This is a genomic window from Microbacterium pygmaeum (assembly GCF_900100885.1).
In the GTDB taxonomy this organism is placed as follows: Bacteria; Actinomycetota; Actinomycetes; order Actinomycetales; family Microbacteriaceae; genus Microbacterium; species Microbacterium pygmaeum.
Map to the genome: position 1 here is coordinate 1,671,518 of NZ_LT629692.1, position 17,382 is coordinate 1,688,899.

The window sequence follows — 17,382 nt, forward strand, 5'->3', positions numbered from 1 at the left end:
CTCATTGCCGCGCGGCGAGCGGCACGCGGACGCTGGACGCGATGCGTTCGAGCGTCGCGGCGATCGCATCGGCGGTCGTGCGCGCACGTGCTCCGCCGGAGGAGCGCGTGGGGATGAGCCGATGCGAGAAGACCGGGATGAGGAGGGCGGTGATGTCGTCCGGGATGACGAAGCCGCGGCCGTCCAGAGCCGCCCACACCTTCGCCGCACGCACGAGCTGCAGCGTCGCCCGCGGGCTCGCGCCCAGGCGGAGGTCCGAGTGCGTTCGCGTCGCGGCCGCGAGGGCGACGGCGTAGTCCTCGATCGTGGGGGCCACGTGCACCGCGCGTGCCCACGCGATCAGCTCGGAGATCTTCGACGCGGTCGCCACCGGTGCGATCGCGTCCAGCGGGTTCACCGTGTCGCGCTGGCGGAGCATGAGCGCTTCGCTGCGGGCATCCGGGTATCCCATCGAGATGCGCATCATGAAGCGATCGCGCTGCGCCTCGGGGAGGGCGTACGTGCCCTCCATCTCGAGCGGGTTCTGCGTCGCGACGACCAGGAACGGATCGGGGAGGATGTGCGTCTGCCCGTCGGCGGTGACCTGGCCTTCCTCCATGGCTTCCAGGAGCGCGGACTGCGTCTTGGGCGACGAGCGGTTGATCTCGTCGGCGATCACGATGTGGGCGAAGATCGCGCCCGGCTTGAATTCGAACTCGCGGTCGACCGGGTTGAACACCGAGACGCCGGTGACGTCGCCGGGCAGGAGATCGGGTGTGAACTGGATGCGGCGGACCGTCGCATCCACAGAGGCGGCGAGTGCACGCGCCAGCATCGTCTTGCCGACGCCGGGCACGTCCTCGATGAGCAGGTGGCCCTCGGCGAGCAGGCACACGAGCGCCGAGCGGACCGCATCCGGTTTGCCGTCGATGACCTTGCCCACCGAGGCGAGGATGGCGTCGGTGATGCGGGCGAAGCTCTCCGCGGTCATCGCTCCGGGCGCGCCCGTCGCGGCATCCGTCATCGCCGTATCCGTCACTGCGTCCCCCTGCATCGACCGGTGCGCAGGCGCCCTCGCCCACCCGTCGATCGTAACCCGGGCATGACGGGCGTGGGCCTGCGAGAACGCTGATCGTCGACCTGTCTGTAGACTGGTCGCAGCTCTCCGCGAGGCGGCATCCAGGCCAACTCCCCCAGGACGGAAACGTAGCAAGGGTAACCAGGCTCTGCCGGGTTCGCGGAGAGTCTTACTTTTCCCGGAACGGTCCGTCCAGCACCGACCACTGCAGCAGCATGATCGTCTTGGCGTCCTGGATGCGCCCGTCGCGGATCATGCCGAGCGCGAGATCGATGTCGATCTCCACCACGTCGATCTCCTCTCCTTCGTCGACGAGGCCGCCGCCGGCGCCGACGCGTGAAGCGGCGTCGTAGGGCGCGGCGAAGAAGTGGATCCGCTCGGTGACCGAGCCGGGGCTCATGTAGACGTCGAAGACGTGCTCCAGCTCGCCGATCCGCACTCCGGTCTCCTCTGCTGCCTCCCGACGGATGGCGGTGGCCGGGTCATCGTCGTCGAGGAGGCCGGCGGCCGTCTCCAGCAGCATCCCGTCCGGGTGGTCGTTCACGTACACCGGGTAGCGGAACTGGCGGGTCAGCAGCACGGTCCGCCTGGCGACGTCGTACAGCAGGACCGTCGCGCCGTTTCCGCGATCGTAGGTCTCGCGCTGCTGGGTCGACCAGGCGCCGTCGTCGCCGAGGTACTCCAGCGTGGTGCGGCGGAGCACATGCCACCCCGCGGCCAGCAGTTCGACGTCCGCGACCCGCACCCGCGGGTTCCGCTCGAGGTCCCGCCCGGTGCGGTCCAGATCGGTCCGGCCGCGATGATCGGGGATCTCGATGCCGGGGCGCACGCGGGGTTCGTCGGACATGCAGGGAGCCTAGTGTTGGAGTGTGGCGCAGAGCATCTACATCACGTCAGCTGAGGGTCATTCGGGCAAGTCGACGGTCGCCCTGGGGGTGCTGGACGCGCTCAGTCACGCGACGCCCCGTGTGGGTGTGTTCCGGGCGATCGCGCGGTCCACGCTGGAGCGCGACTACGTCCTCGAGATGCTGCTCGCCCACGACGGTGTCGACCTGGACTACGACGAGTGCGTCGGAGTGACCTACGACGAGGTGCGCCATGATCCCGAAGCGGCACTGGGCCGCATCGTCGAGCGCTACAAGGCGGTCGAGGCGCAATGCGATGCCGTCGTGATCGTCGGCAGCGACTACACCGACGTCGGCAGCCCGGCGGAGCTCGGCTACAACGCACGGATCGCCGCCAACCTCGGCGCACCGGTGCTGCTGGTCCTCAGCGGCCGCGCCGGGCAGGGCGAGCAGCTCGGCTCCTCGACCGCCCGGACCCCCGAGGAGATGGGCCAGATCGCGGGTCTCGCGCTCACCGAGCTGACGCACGCTCGCGTCGGCCTGCTCGCCGTGGTCGCGAACCGGGCGGACCCCGATCAGATCGACGCCATCACGGCCTCGATCGGCTCCGCGATCGCGGAGGCCATCCCCGCAGCGGATGCCGCGAGCGTGCCGGTGTGGGCGCTGCCCGAGGATCGATTCCTCATCGCTCCGTCGGTGCGCGGGGTGATGCGCTCGGTGGACGGCCACCTGGTCAAGGGCGACGCCGACCTGATGACCCGCGAGGTGCTCGGCGTGGTCGTGGCCGGCATGTCGATGGTCAACGTGCTGCCGCGCCTGTTCGAGAGCGCGATCGTGGTGATCCCGGCCGACCGGACCGAGGTGCTGCTGGCCACGATGCTCGCCAACGCGTCGGGGACCTTCCCGTCGCTGGCCGGCATCGTCCTGAACGGCCCGTTCCCGCTCCCCGAGTCGATCGATCGGCTGATCGACGGTCTCGATTCCTCGCTGCCCATCATCGCCACCGACATGGGGACGTACGAGACCGCCGTCCATGTCATGAACACCCGTGGGCGGCTGGCGGCCGATTCGCAGCGGCGGTACGACTCGGCACTGGCCATGTTCGAGCGGTACGTCGACACCGAGGAGCTGCGCCGGCTGCTGGGCCTGGCCCGCTCCACCGTGGTCACCCCGTTGATGTTCGAGTACGGACTCATCGAGCGCTCGCGGTCGGACCGACGCCGCATCGTCCTTCCTGAGGGCGACGATGACCGGGTGCTGCGCGCAGCGGCCACCGTCCTGTCCCGCGGCATCGCCGATCTGACGATCCTCGGCGAGGAGATCGAGGTGCGCAGCCGCGCCATCGAGCTGGGCATCGACATCCGCTCCGCGCAGATCCTCTCCCCGTTCGACGCGGTGCACGTGCACCGTTTCGCCGAGGAATACGAGCGGCTGCGCGCGCACAAGGGCGTCACCTACGCGCAGGCGGCCGACACCGTGACGGACGTGTCGTACTTCGGAACCCTGATGGTGCATCTGGGCCTTGCGGACGGCATGGTCAGCGGCGCGGCGCACACGACCGCCCACACGATCCGCCCGGCGTTCGAGATCATCAAGACGAAGCCGGGAGTCTCGGTCGTCTCGTCGGTGTTCCTGATGGCGCTCGCCGACCGGGTGCTGGTCTACGGCGACTGCGCCGTGATCCCGGATCCGACCTCCGAGCAGCTCGCCGACATCGCTATCTCCTCCGCTGCCACGGCGAGCCAGTTCGGCATCGACCCTCGGATCGCCATGCTCTCGTACTCGACTGGCGAGTCCGGATCGGGCGCCGAAGTGGAGAAGGTGCGCACCGCCACGGCGCTGGTGCGCGAACGCGCACCGCAGCTGCTGGTGGAAGGGCCGATCCAATACGACGCGGCCGCCGACGTCGCCGTCGCCGCCGCCAAGATGCCAGGTTCGGAAGTGGCCGGGCGCGCGACGGTGTTCATCTTCCCCGACCTCAACACCGGCAACAACACGTACAAGGCGGTGCAGCGATCCGCCGGGGCGGTGGCGATCGGACCTGTGCTGCAGGGGCTGAACAAGCCGATCAACGACCTGTCGCGCGGTGCGCTGGTGGAAGACATCGTCAACACGATCGCCATCACCGCGATCCAGGCACAGGGGGAGAGCTCGTGAGCATCGTCCTGGTCGTCAACAGCGGATCCTCCTCGTTCAAGTACCAGCTGCTGGACATGGAGGCCGAGACCGTGCTGGCTTCTGGTCTGGTCGAGCGCATCGGCGAGCTGTCGACGGGCTCGGGGACCGGCGGCCACTCGTCGCACACCGTGACGGCCGCCGGCATGCGCGAATCCGTCGCTGAGCCTGTCGACGCGGCGCACCCGGCACCCACGGTCCTGGACGCCACCTACACCCGCGATCTGCCGATCCCCGATCACACCGCGGGGTTCGCGGTGATGCTCGAGGCGTTCGCCCAGAACGGCCCATCGCTGACCGAGCGTGCGCCGGTGGCCGTCGGCCATCGCGTCGTGCACGGTGGAGCGAGGTTCTTCGAACCGACCGTCATCACACCGCTCGTCGAGATCAACATCGACGAACTGTCCGTCCTCGCACCGCTGCACAATCCCGCGAACCTCGCCGGGATCGTCGCGGCGAAGAAGGCGTTCCCCGACGTCCCGCATGTCGCCGTCTTCGACACCGCGTTCCACCAGACGCTCCCGCCGGCGGCCTACACCTACGCGATCGACGCCGACCTCGCGGCATCCCACCGCATCCGCCGCTACGGGTTCCACGGCACCAGCCACAAGTTCGTCAGCGAAGCTGCAGCGGCGTTCCTCGGCCGCCCGCTGACCGAGCTGAAGCAGATCGTCTTCCACCTCGGCAACGGCGCATCTGTCGCTGCGATCGACGGCGGCCGGTCGGTCGAGACGTCAATGGGCCTGACGCCGCTGGAGGGCCTGGTCATGGGCACCCGCTCGGGAGACGTCGACCCGGCGGTGCTGTTCCAGCTCGCGAGGCGAGGCGGTATGTCGATCGATGACCTCGACACCCTCCTGAACAAGCGCAGCGGACTGCTCGGGCTCGCCGGGGTCTCGGACATGCGCGACGTCCTGGAGGGGATGCAGCGCGGGGATGCTGCAGCCACGCTCGCCTTCGATGTGTATGTGCACCGGCTCCGCGCGTATGCGGGTGCCTACCTGGCGCAGCTGGACGGTGTCGATGTCATCTCCTTCACCGCCGGTGTGGGGGAGAACGCCGCCGCCGTCCGTGCCGGGGCGCTGGCCACCCTGGGCTTCGCCGGCGTGCACCTGGACGCCGAACGCAACGAGACGCGAGGGCGCGGCATCCGCATCATCTCCACCGACGACTCACCGGTCACGGTCCTCGTCGTGCCGACGAACGAAGAGCTCGAGATCGCCCGCCAGAGCCTCGCCGCGGCGGCCTCGGCGGTCTGAGTCCGAGGCGGGTCACAGGCATTCACCGTCGCCGACTACGCTTGCTGCACGGCACGAAGCTGAGCCGCATGCCGACATTTCCGCTCTCGCCTGGAGGCTTCGTGACCACCGATGCCCTGCCCGATCTGACCTCGTTCGACGCCGTGCTCTTCGACCTCGACGGTGTGCTGACGCCGACGGCCGAGGTGCACATGCACGCCTGGCAGACGATGTTCCAGGAGCTCTTCGCCTCCTGGGGCATCGAGCCCGCGTACACCGAGCGCGATTACTTCGAGTACCTCGACGGCAAGAAGCGCTACGACGGGGTGGCGAGCCTCCTGCGCAGCCGCGACGTCGAGGTGCCCTGGGGCGACCCGTCCGATGACCCCACCGCCGACACGGTGTGCGGGATCGGCAACCGCAAGAACGCGTTCTTCGAGCGCGTGCTGCGCGACGAGGGCATCGCCCCCTATCCGGGCTCCCTCGCGCTCGTCGAGCAGCTGCAGGCAGCCGGCATCCCGATCGCGGTCGTGTCCAGCTCGAAGAACGCCGAAGAGGTGCTGAAGGTCGCCGGCATCCGCGACCGGTTCCCCGTGGTCATGGACGGAGTCATCGCCGAACGGGATCACCTCGCCTCCAAGCCCGCTCCCGACGTGTTCGTCGAAGGAGCTCGGATGCTGGGGGTCGACCCGGCTCGCAGTGTCGCCGTCGAGGATGCGATCAGCGGCGTGCAGTCCGCGGCCGCCGGCGGTTTCGCGCTGGTCATCGGCGTGGACCGCGGCGTCGGGGCCGACGATCTGCGTGCAGCGGGCGCCCACCTCGTCGTGACGGACCTGGCCGAACTGCTCGGTTCGTCCGCCTCGACCCCGACCTCGTCCGAGGGGGACGCAGAATGATGGACCGCGACCGTTTCCCCGTCGACCCCTGGAACCTCTGCGAGACGAAGTTCGGCCTCGACGACGTGGGTGTCACCGAGACCCTCTTCTCGGTGGGCAACGGCTACCTCGGCCTGCGCGGAAACCACATCGAGGGCCGCTTCGCGCACGAGCACGGCACGTTCATCAACGGCTTCCACGAGACCTTCCCGATCAGGCACGCCGAGCAGGCGTACGGATTCGCGGAGGTCGGCCAGACGATCATCAATGCGCCCGATGCAAAGGTCATGCGCGTCTACGTCGACGATGAGCCGCTCTCGCTCGATGTCGCAGACGTCCGCGAATACACCCGGACCCTCGACATGCGCGCGGGCGTGCTGCATCGCCGCATCCGCTGGATGACCCCCTCCGGCAAGGAGGTCCTCGTCGAGGACGACCGCCTCGTGTCGTTCGAGGAGAAGCACCTCGCGATCCTGCGGCTGGAGGTCACGGTGCTCAACGCCGATGCCCCGGTGACGATCAACTGCCAGCTCATCAACCGGCAGGACGGTGAGGACGTGTACGGCGGGCGTCCCACGCAGTCCAAGAAGAGCGGCTTCGACCCGCGGAAGGCCGAGCGCATCCACCAGCGCGTGCTGGAGCCGGAGGACTACTGGCAGGACGGCGTCCGGTCGGCGCTGTCATACCACGTCACCGAATCGGGGATGACCGGCGCGGTCGTCGCCGATCACCTGATCGAGACCGACAACGACTACACGCACCGCACGCTCATCGAGCCAGACATCGCCAAGAACGTCTTCCGGGTGCAGGCGAAGGCCGGCGTGCCCATCCGCGTGACGAAGCTGGTGAGCTATCACACCTCGCGCGGCGTGCCGGCTCGCGAGCTCGTCGACCGCTGTCGCCGCTCCCTCGATCGTGCGGAGGTCGAAGGCGTGGAGCGACAGTTCGAACGCCAGCGCGTATGGCTCGACGCCTTCTGGGAGCGCTCGGACGTGCGGATCGCCGGCCACGACGACCTGCAGCAGGCCACCCGCTGGTGCCTGTTCCAGCTCGCGCAGGCAGCAGCGCGCGCAGACGGCCAGGGGGTGCCCGCGAAGGGTGTCTCCGGGTCGGGCTACAGCGGTCACTACTTCTGGGACACCGAGATCTACGTCCTGCCGTTCCTCGCCTATACGACACCGCTGTGGGCGCGCAACGCCCTGCGGATGCGCTACCTCATGCTGCCGGCGGCACGCCGCCGCGCCCACCAGCTGAACGAGCACGGCGTGCTCTTCCCGTGGCGCACCATCAACGGCGAGGAGGCGTCGGCATACTATGCGGCCGGCACCGCCCAGTACCACATCAACGCCGATGTCAGCTTCGCGCTGGCCAAGTACGTGCGTGCCACCGGCGATATCGAATTCCTGCACCGGGAGGGCGTGGACATCGCGGTGGAAACAGCGCGACTGTGGGCGACCCTCGGCTTCTGGCGCACCAGCGACGGGTCGATCGACGGGGAGGGGGAGGAGTTCCACATCCACGGCGTCACCGGCCCCGACGAGTACACGACGGTCGTCAACGACAACCTCTTCACCAACGTCATGGCGCGCTTCAACCTGCGCTTCGCGGCGCGCACCGTGCGTGAGATGGCGATCGATGACCCGGAGGCATACCGGCTCATGGTCGACCGCCTCGATCTGGACCCGGCCGAGGCCGAGGGGTGGGAGCGCGCCGCCGAGGCGCTGCACATCCCGTTCAGCCCGGCGCTGGGCATCCACCCGCAGGATGCGATCTTCCTCGAACGCGAGGTCTGGGATCTCGAGCACACGCCGGCCGATCAGCGGCCACTGCTGCTGCACTTCCACCCGCTGGTGATCTACCGCTACCAGGTGCTCAAACAGGCCGACGTCGTGCTGGCGCTGTACCTGCAGGGCAACCATTTCTCCGACGAGGACAAACTCGCCGACTTCGAGTACTACGACCCGCTGACCACCGGCGACTCGACGCTGTCGGCCGTCGTGCAGGCGATCCTGGCGGCCGAGGTCGGATACCAGGACCTCGCGCTGGAGTACTTCCGCGAGTCGATCTTCGTGGACCTCGCCGACCTGCACCACAACGCGTCCGACGGCGTGCACGTCGCGTCGGCGGGCGGCGTGTGGACCGCGCTGATCGCCGGGTTCGGCGGCATGCGCGATCACTTCGGCGAGCTCACGTTCGACCCGCGCCTGCCGGCGGACTGGCCGGAGCTGTCCTTCCCGCTGCACTGGCACGGGACGCGGCTGCAGGTCACCATCACGCGGGAGGAGCTGCGGGTGCGCGCCGGCGACGGCGAGCCGCTCGTGTTCAGCGTACGCGGCGACGCGTACGCGATCGGGGCGAACGAAGAGGTCGTGGTGCCGCTGGCCGACCAGGGTCCGGTGATCCCCGGGAAGCCCTCGCTCAAGCAGTTCGCGGACGTGCGCCGAGAGGACGGCACACTGCTGTCGGCGTCCGTGCCGACGGTGACCACGACGATCCCCATCATCGCGCCGGAGGCTGACGTCGAGCACGGCGCGGACGTCTGAGGCACGCCGTAGGCTAAGCGGGTGACCACCGCCCTCTACCGCCGCTACCGCCCCGAAGCGTTCGGCGAGATGATCGGCCAGTCGCAGGTCACCGAGCCGCTGATGACCGCTCTGCGCAGCGACCGCGTCGGTCACGCCTACCTCTTCTCGGGTCCCCGAGGCTGCGGCAAGACGACCTCGGCGCGCATCCTCGCGCGCTGCCTCAACTGCGCGGCCGGCCCCACCGACACCCCGTGCGGAACCTGCGACAGCTGCGTCGAACTCGGTCGCGGCGGCGGTGGCTCGCTCGATGTCGTCGAGATCGACGCGGCGAGCCACAACGGCGTCGACGATGCCCGTGACCTCCGCGAGCGTGCGGTGTTCGCGCCGGCTCGCGACCGGTTCAAGATCTTCATCCTCGACGAGGCCCACATGGTCACCCCGCAGGGCTTCAACGCCCTGCTGAAGCTCGTGGAAGAGCCGCCCGACCACGTCAAGTTCATCTTCGCGACGACCGAGCCCGAGAAGGTCATCGGCACTATCCGCTCGCGCACGCATCACTATCCGTTCCGCCTCGTTCCGCCGGCGGCGATGCTGGAGTACGTCCAGCAGCTGAGCGAGACCGAGGGCGTCGTCGTCGAACCCGGCGTGCTGCCGCTCGTGGTCCGCGCCGGAGGCGGGTCGCCGCGTGACACGCTGTCGCTGCTGGACCAGCTGATCGCCGGTTCCGAGCTGTCCGCCGAGACCGGCGGCGTCGTCGTGCGATACGAGCGCGCCGTCGCACTGCTCGGCTACACGCACGCCGAGCTGCTGGACGAAGTGGTCGACGCGTTCGGCGCAGGCGACGCCGCAGCCGCGTTCTCCGCCGTGGACCGCGTCGTGCAGACCGGGCAGGATCCGCGGCGGTTCGTCGACGACCTGCTCGAGCGACTGCGCGACCTCATCGTCATCGCCGCGACCGGCCAGGGCGCCGCGAACGTGCTGCGCGGTGTGTCGACGGAAGACCTCGATCGGATGACGCGGCAGGCCGAGGTGTTCGGCGCCGCGCGGCTCTCACGCACTGCAGACCTGGTCATCGCGACGCTCGACGAGATGACCGGTGCCACCTCGCCCCGCCTCCAGCTCGAGCTCATGGTGGCGCGGGTCCTCGCGCACACGGGCGGCGTGGCTCCGGCCGCGGTCGCCGCACCGGTCCCGGTCGCCGCACCGGTCCCGCTCGCCGCTCCCGTTCCGGTCACCGCTCCGGCGCCGGTCGCTGAGCCGATTCCCCCGGTCGCGGAGCCGACCCATCCGGTCGCTGCGACTGTCGAAGCGTCGCGCTCCGCACCGGTCGCCGACACGTCGAAGCGCTCGGGCATCGTTCCTCCGGCGCCTGCCACGACCGGCCCGATCGATCTTCACCGCATGCGCGACGCGTGGCCTGAGGTGCTCGCCGGGCTGGAATCGGTGAGCCGCACCTCGTGGCTGGTCGCCTCGGGCGCCCGGGTCGCCGATCTCGACGGCGACGTGCTGACGCTCAGCTTCCGCAGTCAGTCCGACGTGGCGAAGTTCAAGAAGCTCAACGCCGGCGCCGGGCCCAGTGAAGACCTCCGGCAGGCGATCCTCGGTGTCCTCGGCATCCGCGTGAAGTACCTTGCCAAGCACGACAGTGAGACGGGCCCGTCCCCGCAGGCGGCGTCACCGACTCCGCCGCCGCCTCGTCAGGCACCCGATCCGCGCTCGGCCGGCGCCGGTCCCGCGTCGCCGGCGCGCGCCGCCGCCGCGGCGCCGGTCACCGAATGGGCCGTCGCCCCCATCCCGACCGATGCCGACGCCCCGCCCATCGACGAGCCGGAGCCGCCGGCACCGGTGGCGCAGTTCGCCGTCGACGACGAGCCGGAGGACGCGACCGAACCGGCGCGCGTTCAGGTGGCCACGCTCGCCCCGCCGCGCGAAGGCGATGTGCTGCCCGATCGTGAGGTGGAGCAGTCGGTGGAGGCCGACGAACAGGACGAGGACGACCTCGACATCGTGCCCGACGCCGGCGTGCCCCCGGTGGTCGCGCCGCGCCTTCCCGCGACCGCTGCGCCGAGGGCTCCCGCGGGCATCCAGCGATACGGCGAATCCGTGATCCGGCAGGTGCTGGGCGCGACCTTCGTCCGCGAGGAGCCGTACGAGCCGCCCACCAGATTCAGCTCGTGAGGGTGCACTGACTCATGTACGACGGCATCGTCCAAGACCTCATCGACGAATTCGGTCGCCTTCCCGGCATCGGACCCAAGTCCGCCCAGCGGATCACCTTCCATATCCTGCAGTCGCCGTCCTTCGACGTGTCCCGCCTGTCGATCCTGCTCGGCGAGGTGCGCGACAAGGTCCGGTTCTGCGAGATCTGCGGCAACGTGTCAGAACAGGACCGCTGCAGCATCTGCCGTGATCCGCGCCGCAACCCGAGCGTGATCTGCGTCGTCGAAGACGCGAAGGACGTCGCGGCGATCGAGCGCACCCGGGAGTTCCGCGGTCTGTACCACGTCCTCGGCGGCGCGATCAGCCCGATCGCCGGCGTCGGGCCGGAAGACCTCCGGATCACCCAGCTCATGCAGCGCCTCGCCGACGGCACGGTGCAGGAAGTGATCCTCGCCACCAATCCGAACCTCGAGGGCGAGGCCACGGCGACGTATCTCAGCCGGCTGCTGCACACCCTGGAGATCGCGGTCACCCGTCTCGCCTCCGGGCTCCCGGTCGGCGGCGACCTGGAATACGCGGACGAGGTCACCCTCGGGCGCGCCTTCGAAGGCCGCCGAGCGGTGTGATGACCGCGACGCTGCGCCGCTTCGGCACCCGCGGCTGGCTGCTCTTCGCCGCGATGGCGCTGATCTGGGGCATGCCGTACCTGTTCATCAAGCAGGCCGTCGACTCGTACTCACCGGCATCCGTCGTCGCCGGCCGCACCCTGCTCGGTGCGCTCCTGCTCCTGCCCTTCGCCCTCCGGCAGAAGGCCCTGCGCCCGGCGTGGCGCAAGATCGGGTGGGTCCTGGCGTTCGGCGCCATCGAGATGGCCGGCCCGTTCCTGCTGCTCGGCCACGCCGAACAGACGCTCCCCTCTGGGTTGACCGGGCTCCTGGTGGCGACCGTGCCCCTTTTCGCCGCGATCATCGCCTTCGCCGGCGGTGACCGCGCGATCCTGAAGCCCCTTCGCACGACCGGGCTGATCGTCGGGTTCGTCGGCGTCGGCATCATTGTCGCAGGACCCGGCCTGGCCGCCGGAGGCACTTTGGGTCTGGTCGCGATCGGCGAAGTGCTGCTGGTGGCGGTCCTCTACGCGATCGCCCCCTTCATCGTGGCCCGCAAGCTGCAGGACGTGCCGTCCCTCGGCACCATCACGCTCTCGCTCGGCGCCGTGGGCCTGTTCTACCTGCCGATCGCCCTGCTCACCCAGCACGAGGTGCCTACCGTCCAGAGCACGGTGTCGCTGGTCGCGCTCGCGGTGATCTGCACGGCAGTCGCGTTCATCGTCTTCTTCGCGCTGATCGATCACGTCGGACCCGCTCGCGCACCACTGTTCACCTACGTCAATCCCGTGGTGGCGATCCTCCTTGGTGCGCTGATCCTCGGCGAGCAGATCACGATCGGCCTGCTGATCGGCTTCCCGTTGGTGATCTTCGGATGCTGGCTGGCAGCCACCGGCGGAGTGATCCGCGAGCGTCCGCCGACCGAGGAACTTCCGCCCGTCGCCCCTGGCTGACGACGTCAGCGCAGCACTTCGACCAGCGCGACCCACGACACGATGAGCGCGGCGACGATCGCGAGGATGGCGCCCGCCGCCGCGAAGTACAGCCCGGCCGGCTGCGAGGCCACCGCGAGTCCGCCCGCGACGAGGTAGGCGGCGACAGGGAGGAATCCCAGGGCGACCTTGGCCCAGTTCGCCTTGTGTCGCGGATCGTGGTCCTCGAGCACGGCTCGGGTGATCATGATCTGGAACAGCAGCGCGCCGAGCGCGATGACGAGCACCACGATCCCGTACACGGTCTCGTTGATGGCGGGCATGAGCGCGGATGCCGAGACCACCAGCGCCGCGACGAGCATGACGATGCCCGATCCCAGGCGGGCGGTGAGTGAGCGCGACTTCACGATGTCGCCGATGTTGACACTCGCGGCGACGATGACCAACCCGCCCAGCGCTGCAGTGGCACCCGCGATCGCGACGTTGAAGTCCTTCCACTCCAGGAGCAGCTCGTTCATGCGATCACGATAGCGAACCGAGGCGCCGCGAACCCGTCACATGGCCGGTCCGGCATGGGGTGCTCCGTAAGATGGACCGTTGGACGCGGCATCCGTTCCGGCGTCCTCCAGCATCCGTGCCCCGCTCGGGGTGACGCGCATCCGGGAGTCTGATCGTGGCGTTGTTCGTGCAGAAGTACGGCGGGTCCTCCGTCGCCGACGCCGCGAGCATCAAGCGCGTCGCGAAGCGGATCGTCGACACGCGTCGGGCCGGACACGACGTCGTCGTGGCCGTCAGTGCGATGGGCGACACCACCGACGAGCTGCTGGAACTTGCCAACGAGGTCGCCCCGATCCCCGCGCCGCGTGAGCTGGACATGCTGCTCTCCAGCGGAGAGCGCATCTCCATGGCGCTGCTGGCCATGGCCATCCATTCGATGGGCTTCGAGGCGCGCTCGTTCACCGGCAGCCAGGCGGGAATGATCACGGATGCCACGCACGGCGCGGCCCGCATCGTCGACGTGACCCCGATCCGCCTGCGAGAGGCGCTGGACGAGGGCGCGATCGTGATCGTGGCCGGGTTCCAGGGCTTCAACCGCGACACCCGCGACATCACCACGCTCGGCCGCGGCGGATCCGACACCACGGCCGTCGCTCTGGCCGCCGCGCTCGATGCCGACGTGTGCGAGATCTACAGCGACGTGGACGGCATCTTCACCGCCGACCCGCGCGTCGTGCCGAAGGCGCAGAAGCTCACGCACGTCTCCAGCGAGGAGATGCTCGAGCTCGCGGCCAACGGGGCGAAGGTGCTCTACATCCGCGCCGTGGAGTACGCGCGGCGCCACGGCGTTCTGATTCACGCGCGGTCGACGTTCAGTTCCGCCGAGGGCACCTGGGTGCTCGCGCCGGGGATGGCGCTGCCGGCGGGACGAGAAGGGGAGAACATGGAAGAGCCGATCGTCGCGGGAGTCGCGACCGACCTCAGCCAGGCCAAGATCACGGTGCTCGGCGTTCCCGACGTTCCAGGCAAGGCCGCCGAGATCTTCAAGATCGTCGCGAAGTCCGGGGCAAACGTCGACATGATCGTTCAGAACGTCTCCGCGGCCACGACGGGTCGCACCGACATCTCCTTCACGCTCCCGAAGGAGGACGCGGCGACCGCGCTGCGCGCCCTCTCGGCTGAGCAGCCAGACGTCGGTTTCGAGTCGCTCGTGCACGACGACCAGATCGGGAAGCTCTCGGTCGTGGGCGCCGGCATGCGCACACATTCGGGCGTCTCGGCCACGCTCTTCGAGGCGCTCAGCGTCTCGGGCATCAACATCGAGATGATCTCGACCAGTGAGATCCGCATCTCGGTCGTGTTGCGAGGCGACGAGCTCGCTGAGGCGGCGCGCATGGTGCACACCGCCTACGGGCTCGACGGCGACACCGACGCCGTCATCCACGCTGGCACCGGCCGCTGAGCCGCGCGGTTCAACAGCCGCGCGACGTAATCAGGCATTTCCGTCATGGGAGAAGCGATCTGGACGCATCCTGACCGAATCTCCTGAATTGTCGACGCGTTCGTAGTTCGGGGCATCCGTTCCTCTTCCTGGCGCAGTCGCCCGCGCCGCAGCAGGAGATCCGGCCAGGACAGGTTCCTCCGTGCCGAATCGGCCTGCCCTGGCCGGATCACCTGTCCTCGATCAGCCACCTGCCCGCATTCGGCAGTTTTCCGTCGGCGCCCGACCGTCCAGCGAGCCGTGCGCGCCGGAGCGCCGCGGGCGCAGCCGGTAGAATCGGGCGACCCCCGCACTACGAGGAGCACTCCCATGACCCGCATCTCCGATTCAGGACTCTCCGTCGCCGTCGTCGGCGCCACCGGCCAGGTCGGCACGGTCATGCGCGAAATCCTCGCCGAGCGGTCCTTCGCGATCCGCGAGCTGCGCCTGTTCGCGACCGCGCGCTCTGCGGGCACGGCGGTCGAGTTCGGCGGCGAGACGATCCTCGTCGAAGACATCGAGACCGCGGATCCGGCAGGCATCGACATCGCCCTCTTCTCGGCAGGCGCCACCGGCAGCCGCGCACACGCGCCGCGCTTCGCCGAGGCGGGCGCACTCGTCATCGACAACTCCAGCGCCTGGCGTATGGACCCCGACGTCCCGCTCATCGTCAGCGAGGTCAACCCGCACGCGATCCGCGAGGCGCGCAAGGGCATCATCGCCAACCCCAACTGCACGACGATGGCCGCCATGCCGGTGCTGAAGGTCCTCGACGCCGAAGCGGGCCTCGAGCGCCTCATCGTCAGCACCTACCAGGCCGTCAGCGGTTCCGGGATCGCCGGTGCCGAAGAGCTGCTCGGCCAGGTCGAGGGCGTACTCGCGCAGGGCGACACGCTGCGCCTCGTGCACGACGGCTCGTCGATCGAGTTCCCTCAGCCGGAGAAGTACATCGCACCGATCGCCTTCGACGTGATCCCGTTCGCCGGAAACCTCGTCGAGGACGGCGACAACGAGACCGACGAGGAGAAGAAGCTGCGCAACGAGAGCCGCAAGATCCTCGAGCTTCCTGGTCTTCGTGTGGCCGGCACCTGCGTGCGCGTGCCGGTGTTCACCGGGCACTCGCTGAGCATCAACGCCGAGTTCGCCCGCGACATCACCCCCGAGCGCGCCCGCGAGGTGCTGGCGTCCGCTCCCGGCGTGGTCCTCGAAGAGGTGCCGACGCCCCTCCAGGCCGCCGGCAAGGACCCGAGCTTCGTAGGCCGCATCCGCGCCGATCAGTCCGCGCCCGAGGGCAGGGGTCTGGTCCTCTTCATCAGCAACGACAATCTCCGCAAGGGCGCCGCGCTGAACGCGGTCCAGATCGCCGAGGTCGTCGCGGCGGGTCTGGACGCACGCGTCTGAGGTTGTCGCGGGGTTAAGAACCCCGGAGTTTGACGTCGCGTGGCGCCGCGAACACGCGAGGGCCCGTGTTCGGCGAACTAGACTTGTGCGGTGACAGAAACCGTCGATGCCGTCCTCATCGGTGGTGGCATCATGAGCGCCACCCTCGGGACTTTCCTCTCCGAACTCCAGCCCGACTGGAAGATCGCCGTCTACGAGCGTCTCCACGACGTCGGGATGGAGAGCTCGAACGCGTGGAACAACGCCGGTACCGGACACGCGGCGCTGTGCGAGTTGAACTACACCCCCGAGGCGGCCGACGGTTCGGTCGACACGGCCAAGGCGATCACGATCAACGAGCAGTTCCAGCAGAGCCGTCAGTTCTGGTCGTCCCTGGTCGACGAGGGTGTGCTGGATGCTCCGTCGACGTTCATCAACTCCGCGCCGCACATGACCTTCGTGCGGGGCGAGAAGGACGTCGCTTTCCTGAAGAAGCGCTACGAGGCGCTGCGGACGCAGCCCCTGTTCGAGGGCATCCAGTACAGCGAGGATTCACGCGTCATCAACAGCTGGGCGCCACTGCTCATGCAGAAGCGCCGCGCCGGTGAGCCGTTCGCTGCCACGCGGGTGACATCCGGCACCGACGTGGACTTCGGCGCGCTCACACATCAGCTCTTCGACAATCTCCGTGAGCGGGGCGCCGAGGTGGTCACCAACCGTGAGGTGAAGTCGATCAAGCGCCAGAAGGACGACACCTGGCTCATCAAGTGGCGCAACTCCATCGGGCGTACGCCGGGCGCCACCCGTGCGCGGTTCGTGTTCGTCGGCGCCGGTGGATGGGCGATCAAGCTGCTGCAGAGCTCCGGCATCCCCGAGATCTCCGGGTACGGGGTGTTCCCGATCGGCGGCCAGTGGCTGAAGACCAGCAATCCGGCGCTCGTCGCGCAGCACAAAGCGAAGGTCTACTCCCAGGCCTCGGTCGGGGCGCCGCCGATGTCGGTGCCGCACCTGGACACCCGTGTCGTGAACGGCGAGGCCTCGCTGCTCTTCGGCCCGTTCGCCACCTTCAGCCCGAAGTTCCTCAAGAACGGCTCCATGTTCGATCTCGTCGCCCAGGTTCGCCCCGGCAACCTCTGGCCGATGATGAAGGTCGCCATCGACAACCCGTCCCTGATCACCTACCTCGTGGGCGAGCTGCTGAAGAACCACAAGAAGAAGGTCGACAGCCTCCGCACGTTCATGCCGACGGCCAAGGACGAGGACTGGGAGCTGCTGGATGCCGGGCAGCGCGCCCAGGTCATGAAGAAGGATCCGAAGAAGGGCGGCGTGCTGCAGTTCGGCACCGAGGTCGTCACTTCGAAGGACGGCACCATCGCGGGCCTTCTCGGCGCGTCGCCCGGAGCCTCGACCGCCGTGTCGATCATGCTCGGCCTGCTCCAGACCTGTTTCCCCGATCGGATCGCCGAATGGGAGCCCCGGCTGCGCGAGCTGATCCCGAGCTACGGCGAGAAGCTGAACCCGCGCCCTGAGATCGCGGCCGAGGTGCTCAGCGAGACCGCCGAGACGCTCGCGCTCACCGCCTGACGGTGACTGCGCACCCGCACCCCTAGGG

The 17,382-nt window shown here is 69.0% G+C and carries 13 protein-coding genes and 1 other RNA gene; 11 read left to right on the forward strand and 3 right to left on the reverse strand.

All coding sequences use genetic code 11. The features are described 5' to 3' along the window. Position 1: 1 nt before the first annotated feature. Positions 2-1,003, reverse strand: a complete 1,002-nt coding sequence (locus BLT19_RS07800) for an AAA family ATPase (protein WP_091488425.1) — start codon at positions 1,001-1,003, stop codon at positions 2-4. 132 nt (positions 1,004-1,135) lie between these two features. On the opposite strand from BLT19_RS07800, the gene ffs reads away from it, so the two are divergent. Beyond that, an RNA gene (gene ffs / locus BLT19_RS07805) (signal recognition particle sRNA small type) lies at positions 1,136-1,232 on the forward strand. Here ffs and BLT19_RS07810 read toward each other — a convergent pair. Continuing rightward, positions 1,227-1,904 (reverse strand): NUDIX domain-containing protein, encoded by a 678-nt coding sequence (locus BLT19_RS07810; RefSeq protein ID WP_091488427.1) that lies wholly within the window; start codon positions 1,902-1,904, stop codon positions 1,227-1,229. The two genes, ffs and BLT19_RS07810, sit on opposite strands and share 6 nt — an antisense overlap. Positions 1,905-1,926: 22 nt before the next feature. Between BLT19_RS07810 and pta the strand changes: the two genes are divergently transcribed. The 7 genes from pta (at position 1,927) to BLT19_RS07845 (ending at position 12,433) form a co-directional block, all read left to right on the forward strand. Then, on the forward strand, positions 1,927-4,059 hold the full coding sequence (gene pta / locus BLT19_RS07815) for a phosphate acetyltransferase (protein ID WP_091488430.1): 2,133 nt from the start codon (positions 1,927-1,929) through the stop codon (positions 4,057-4,059). Next, the gene (locus BLT19_RS07820) at positions 4,056-5,336 is read left to right on the forward strand and encodes an acetate/propionate family kinase (protein ID WP_091488432.1); all 1,281 of its coding nucleotides are present in this window, start codon (positions 4,056-4,058) and stop codon (positions 5,334-5,336) included. Before pta ends, BLT19_RS07820 begins: the two co-directional genes overlap by 4 nt. Positions 5,337-5,404: 68 nt before the next feature. Beyond that, positions 5,405-6,211: an HAD family hydrolase gene (locus BLT19_RS07825; RefSeq protein WP_091488434.1), complete on the forward strand. Its 807-nt coding sequence runs from the start codon at positions 5,405-5,407 to the stop codon at positions 6,209-6,211. Continuing rightward, positions 6,208-8,733 carry a glycoside hydrolase family 65 protein gene (locus BLT19_RS07830; protein ID WP_091488436.1) on the forward strand — a complete coding sequence of 842 codons (2,526 nt, stop codon included), beginning with the start codon at positions 6,208-6,210 and terminating at the stop codon, positions 8,731-8,733. Before BLT19_RS07825 ends, BLT19_RS07830 begins: the two co-directional genes overlap by 4 nt. A 21-nt stretch (positions 8,734-8,754) precedes the next feature. Further along, positions 8,755-10,893, forward strand: coding sequence for a DNA polymerase III subunit gamma and tau (locus tag BLT19_RS07835; RefSeq protein ID WP_091488439.1), 2,139 nt, complete (start codon positions 8,755-8,757; stop codon positions 10,891-10,893). Positions 10,894-10,907: 14 nt separating this feature from the next. Then, the gene (gene recR, locus BLT19_RS07840) at positions 10,908-11,501 is read left to right on the forward strand and encodes a recombination mediator RecR (protein ID WP_091488442.1); all 594 of its coding nucleotides are present in this window, start codon (positions 10,908-10,910) and stop codon (positions 11,499-11,501) included. Further along, complete coding sequence (locus BLT19_RS07845; protein WP_091488445.1) at positions 11,501-12,433, forward strand: DMT family transporter; 933 nt, start codon at positions 11,501-11,503, stop codon at positions 12,431-12,433. The genes recR and BLT19_RS07845 overlap by 1 nt, the downstream gene beginning before the upstream one ends. 5 nt (positions 12,434-12,438) lie before the next feature. Here BLT19_RS07845 and BLT19_RS07850 read toward each other — a convergent pair whose 3' ends face one another. Further along, positions 12,439-12,930, reverse strand: a complete 492-nt coding sequence (locus BLT19_RS07850) for a hypothetical protein (RefSeq protein WP_091488448.1) — start codon at positions 12,928-12,930, stop codon at positions 12,439-12,441. A 155-nt stretch (positions 12,931-13,085) separates the two neighbouring features. On the opposite strand from BLT19_RS07850, the gene BLT19_RS07855 reads away from it, so the two are divergent. From BLT19_RS07855 to mqo, 3 genes are all read left to right on the forward strand, one after another. Continuing rightward, the gene (locus BLT19_RS07855; protein WP_091488450.1) at positions 13,086-14,372 is read left to right on the forward strand and encodes an aspartate kinase; all 1,287 of its coding nucleotides are present in this window, start codon (positions 13,086-13,088) and stop codon (positions 14,370-14,372) included. Positions 14,373-14,720: 348 nt separating this feature from the next. Continuing rightward, a complete protein-coding gene (locus BLT19_RS07860; protein WP_091488452.1) occupies positions 14,721-15,791 on the forward strand; it encodes an aspartate-semialdehyde dehydrogenase in 1,071 nt (356 codons plus the stop codon). A 132-nt stretch (positions 15,792-15,923) separates the two neighbouring features. Next, positions 15,924-17,354 carry a malate dehydrogenase (quinone) gene (mqo, locus tag BLT19_RS07865; protein WP_231917870.1) on the forward strand — a complete coding sequence of 477 codons (1,431 nt, stop codon included), beginning with the start codon at positions 15,924-15,926 and terminating at the stop codon, positions 17,352-17,354. The last annotated feature ends 28 nt before the right edge of the window (positions 17,355-17,382 follow it).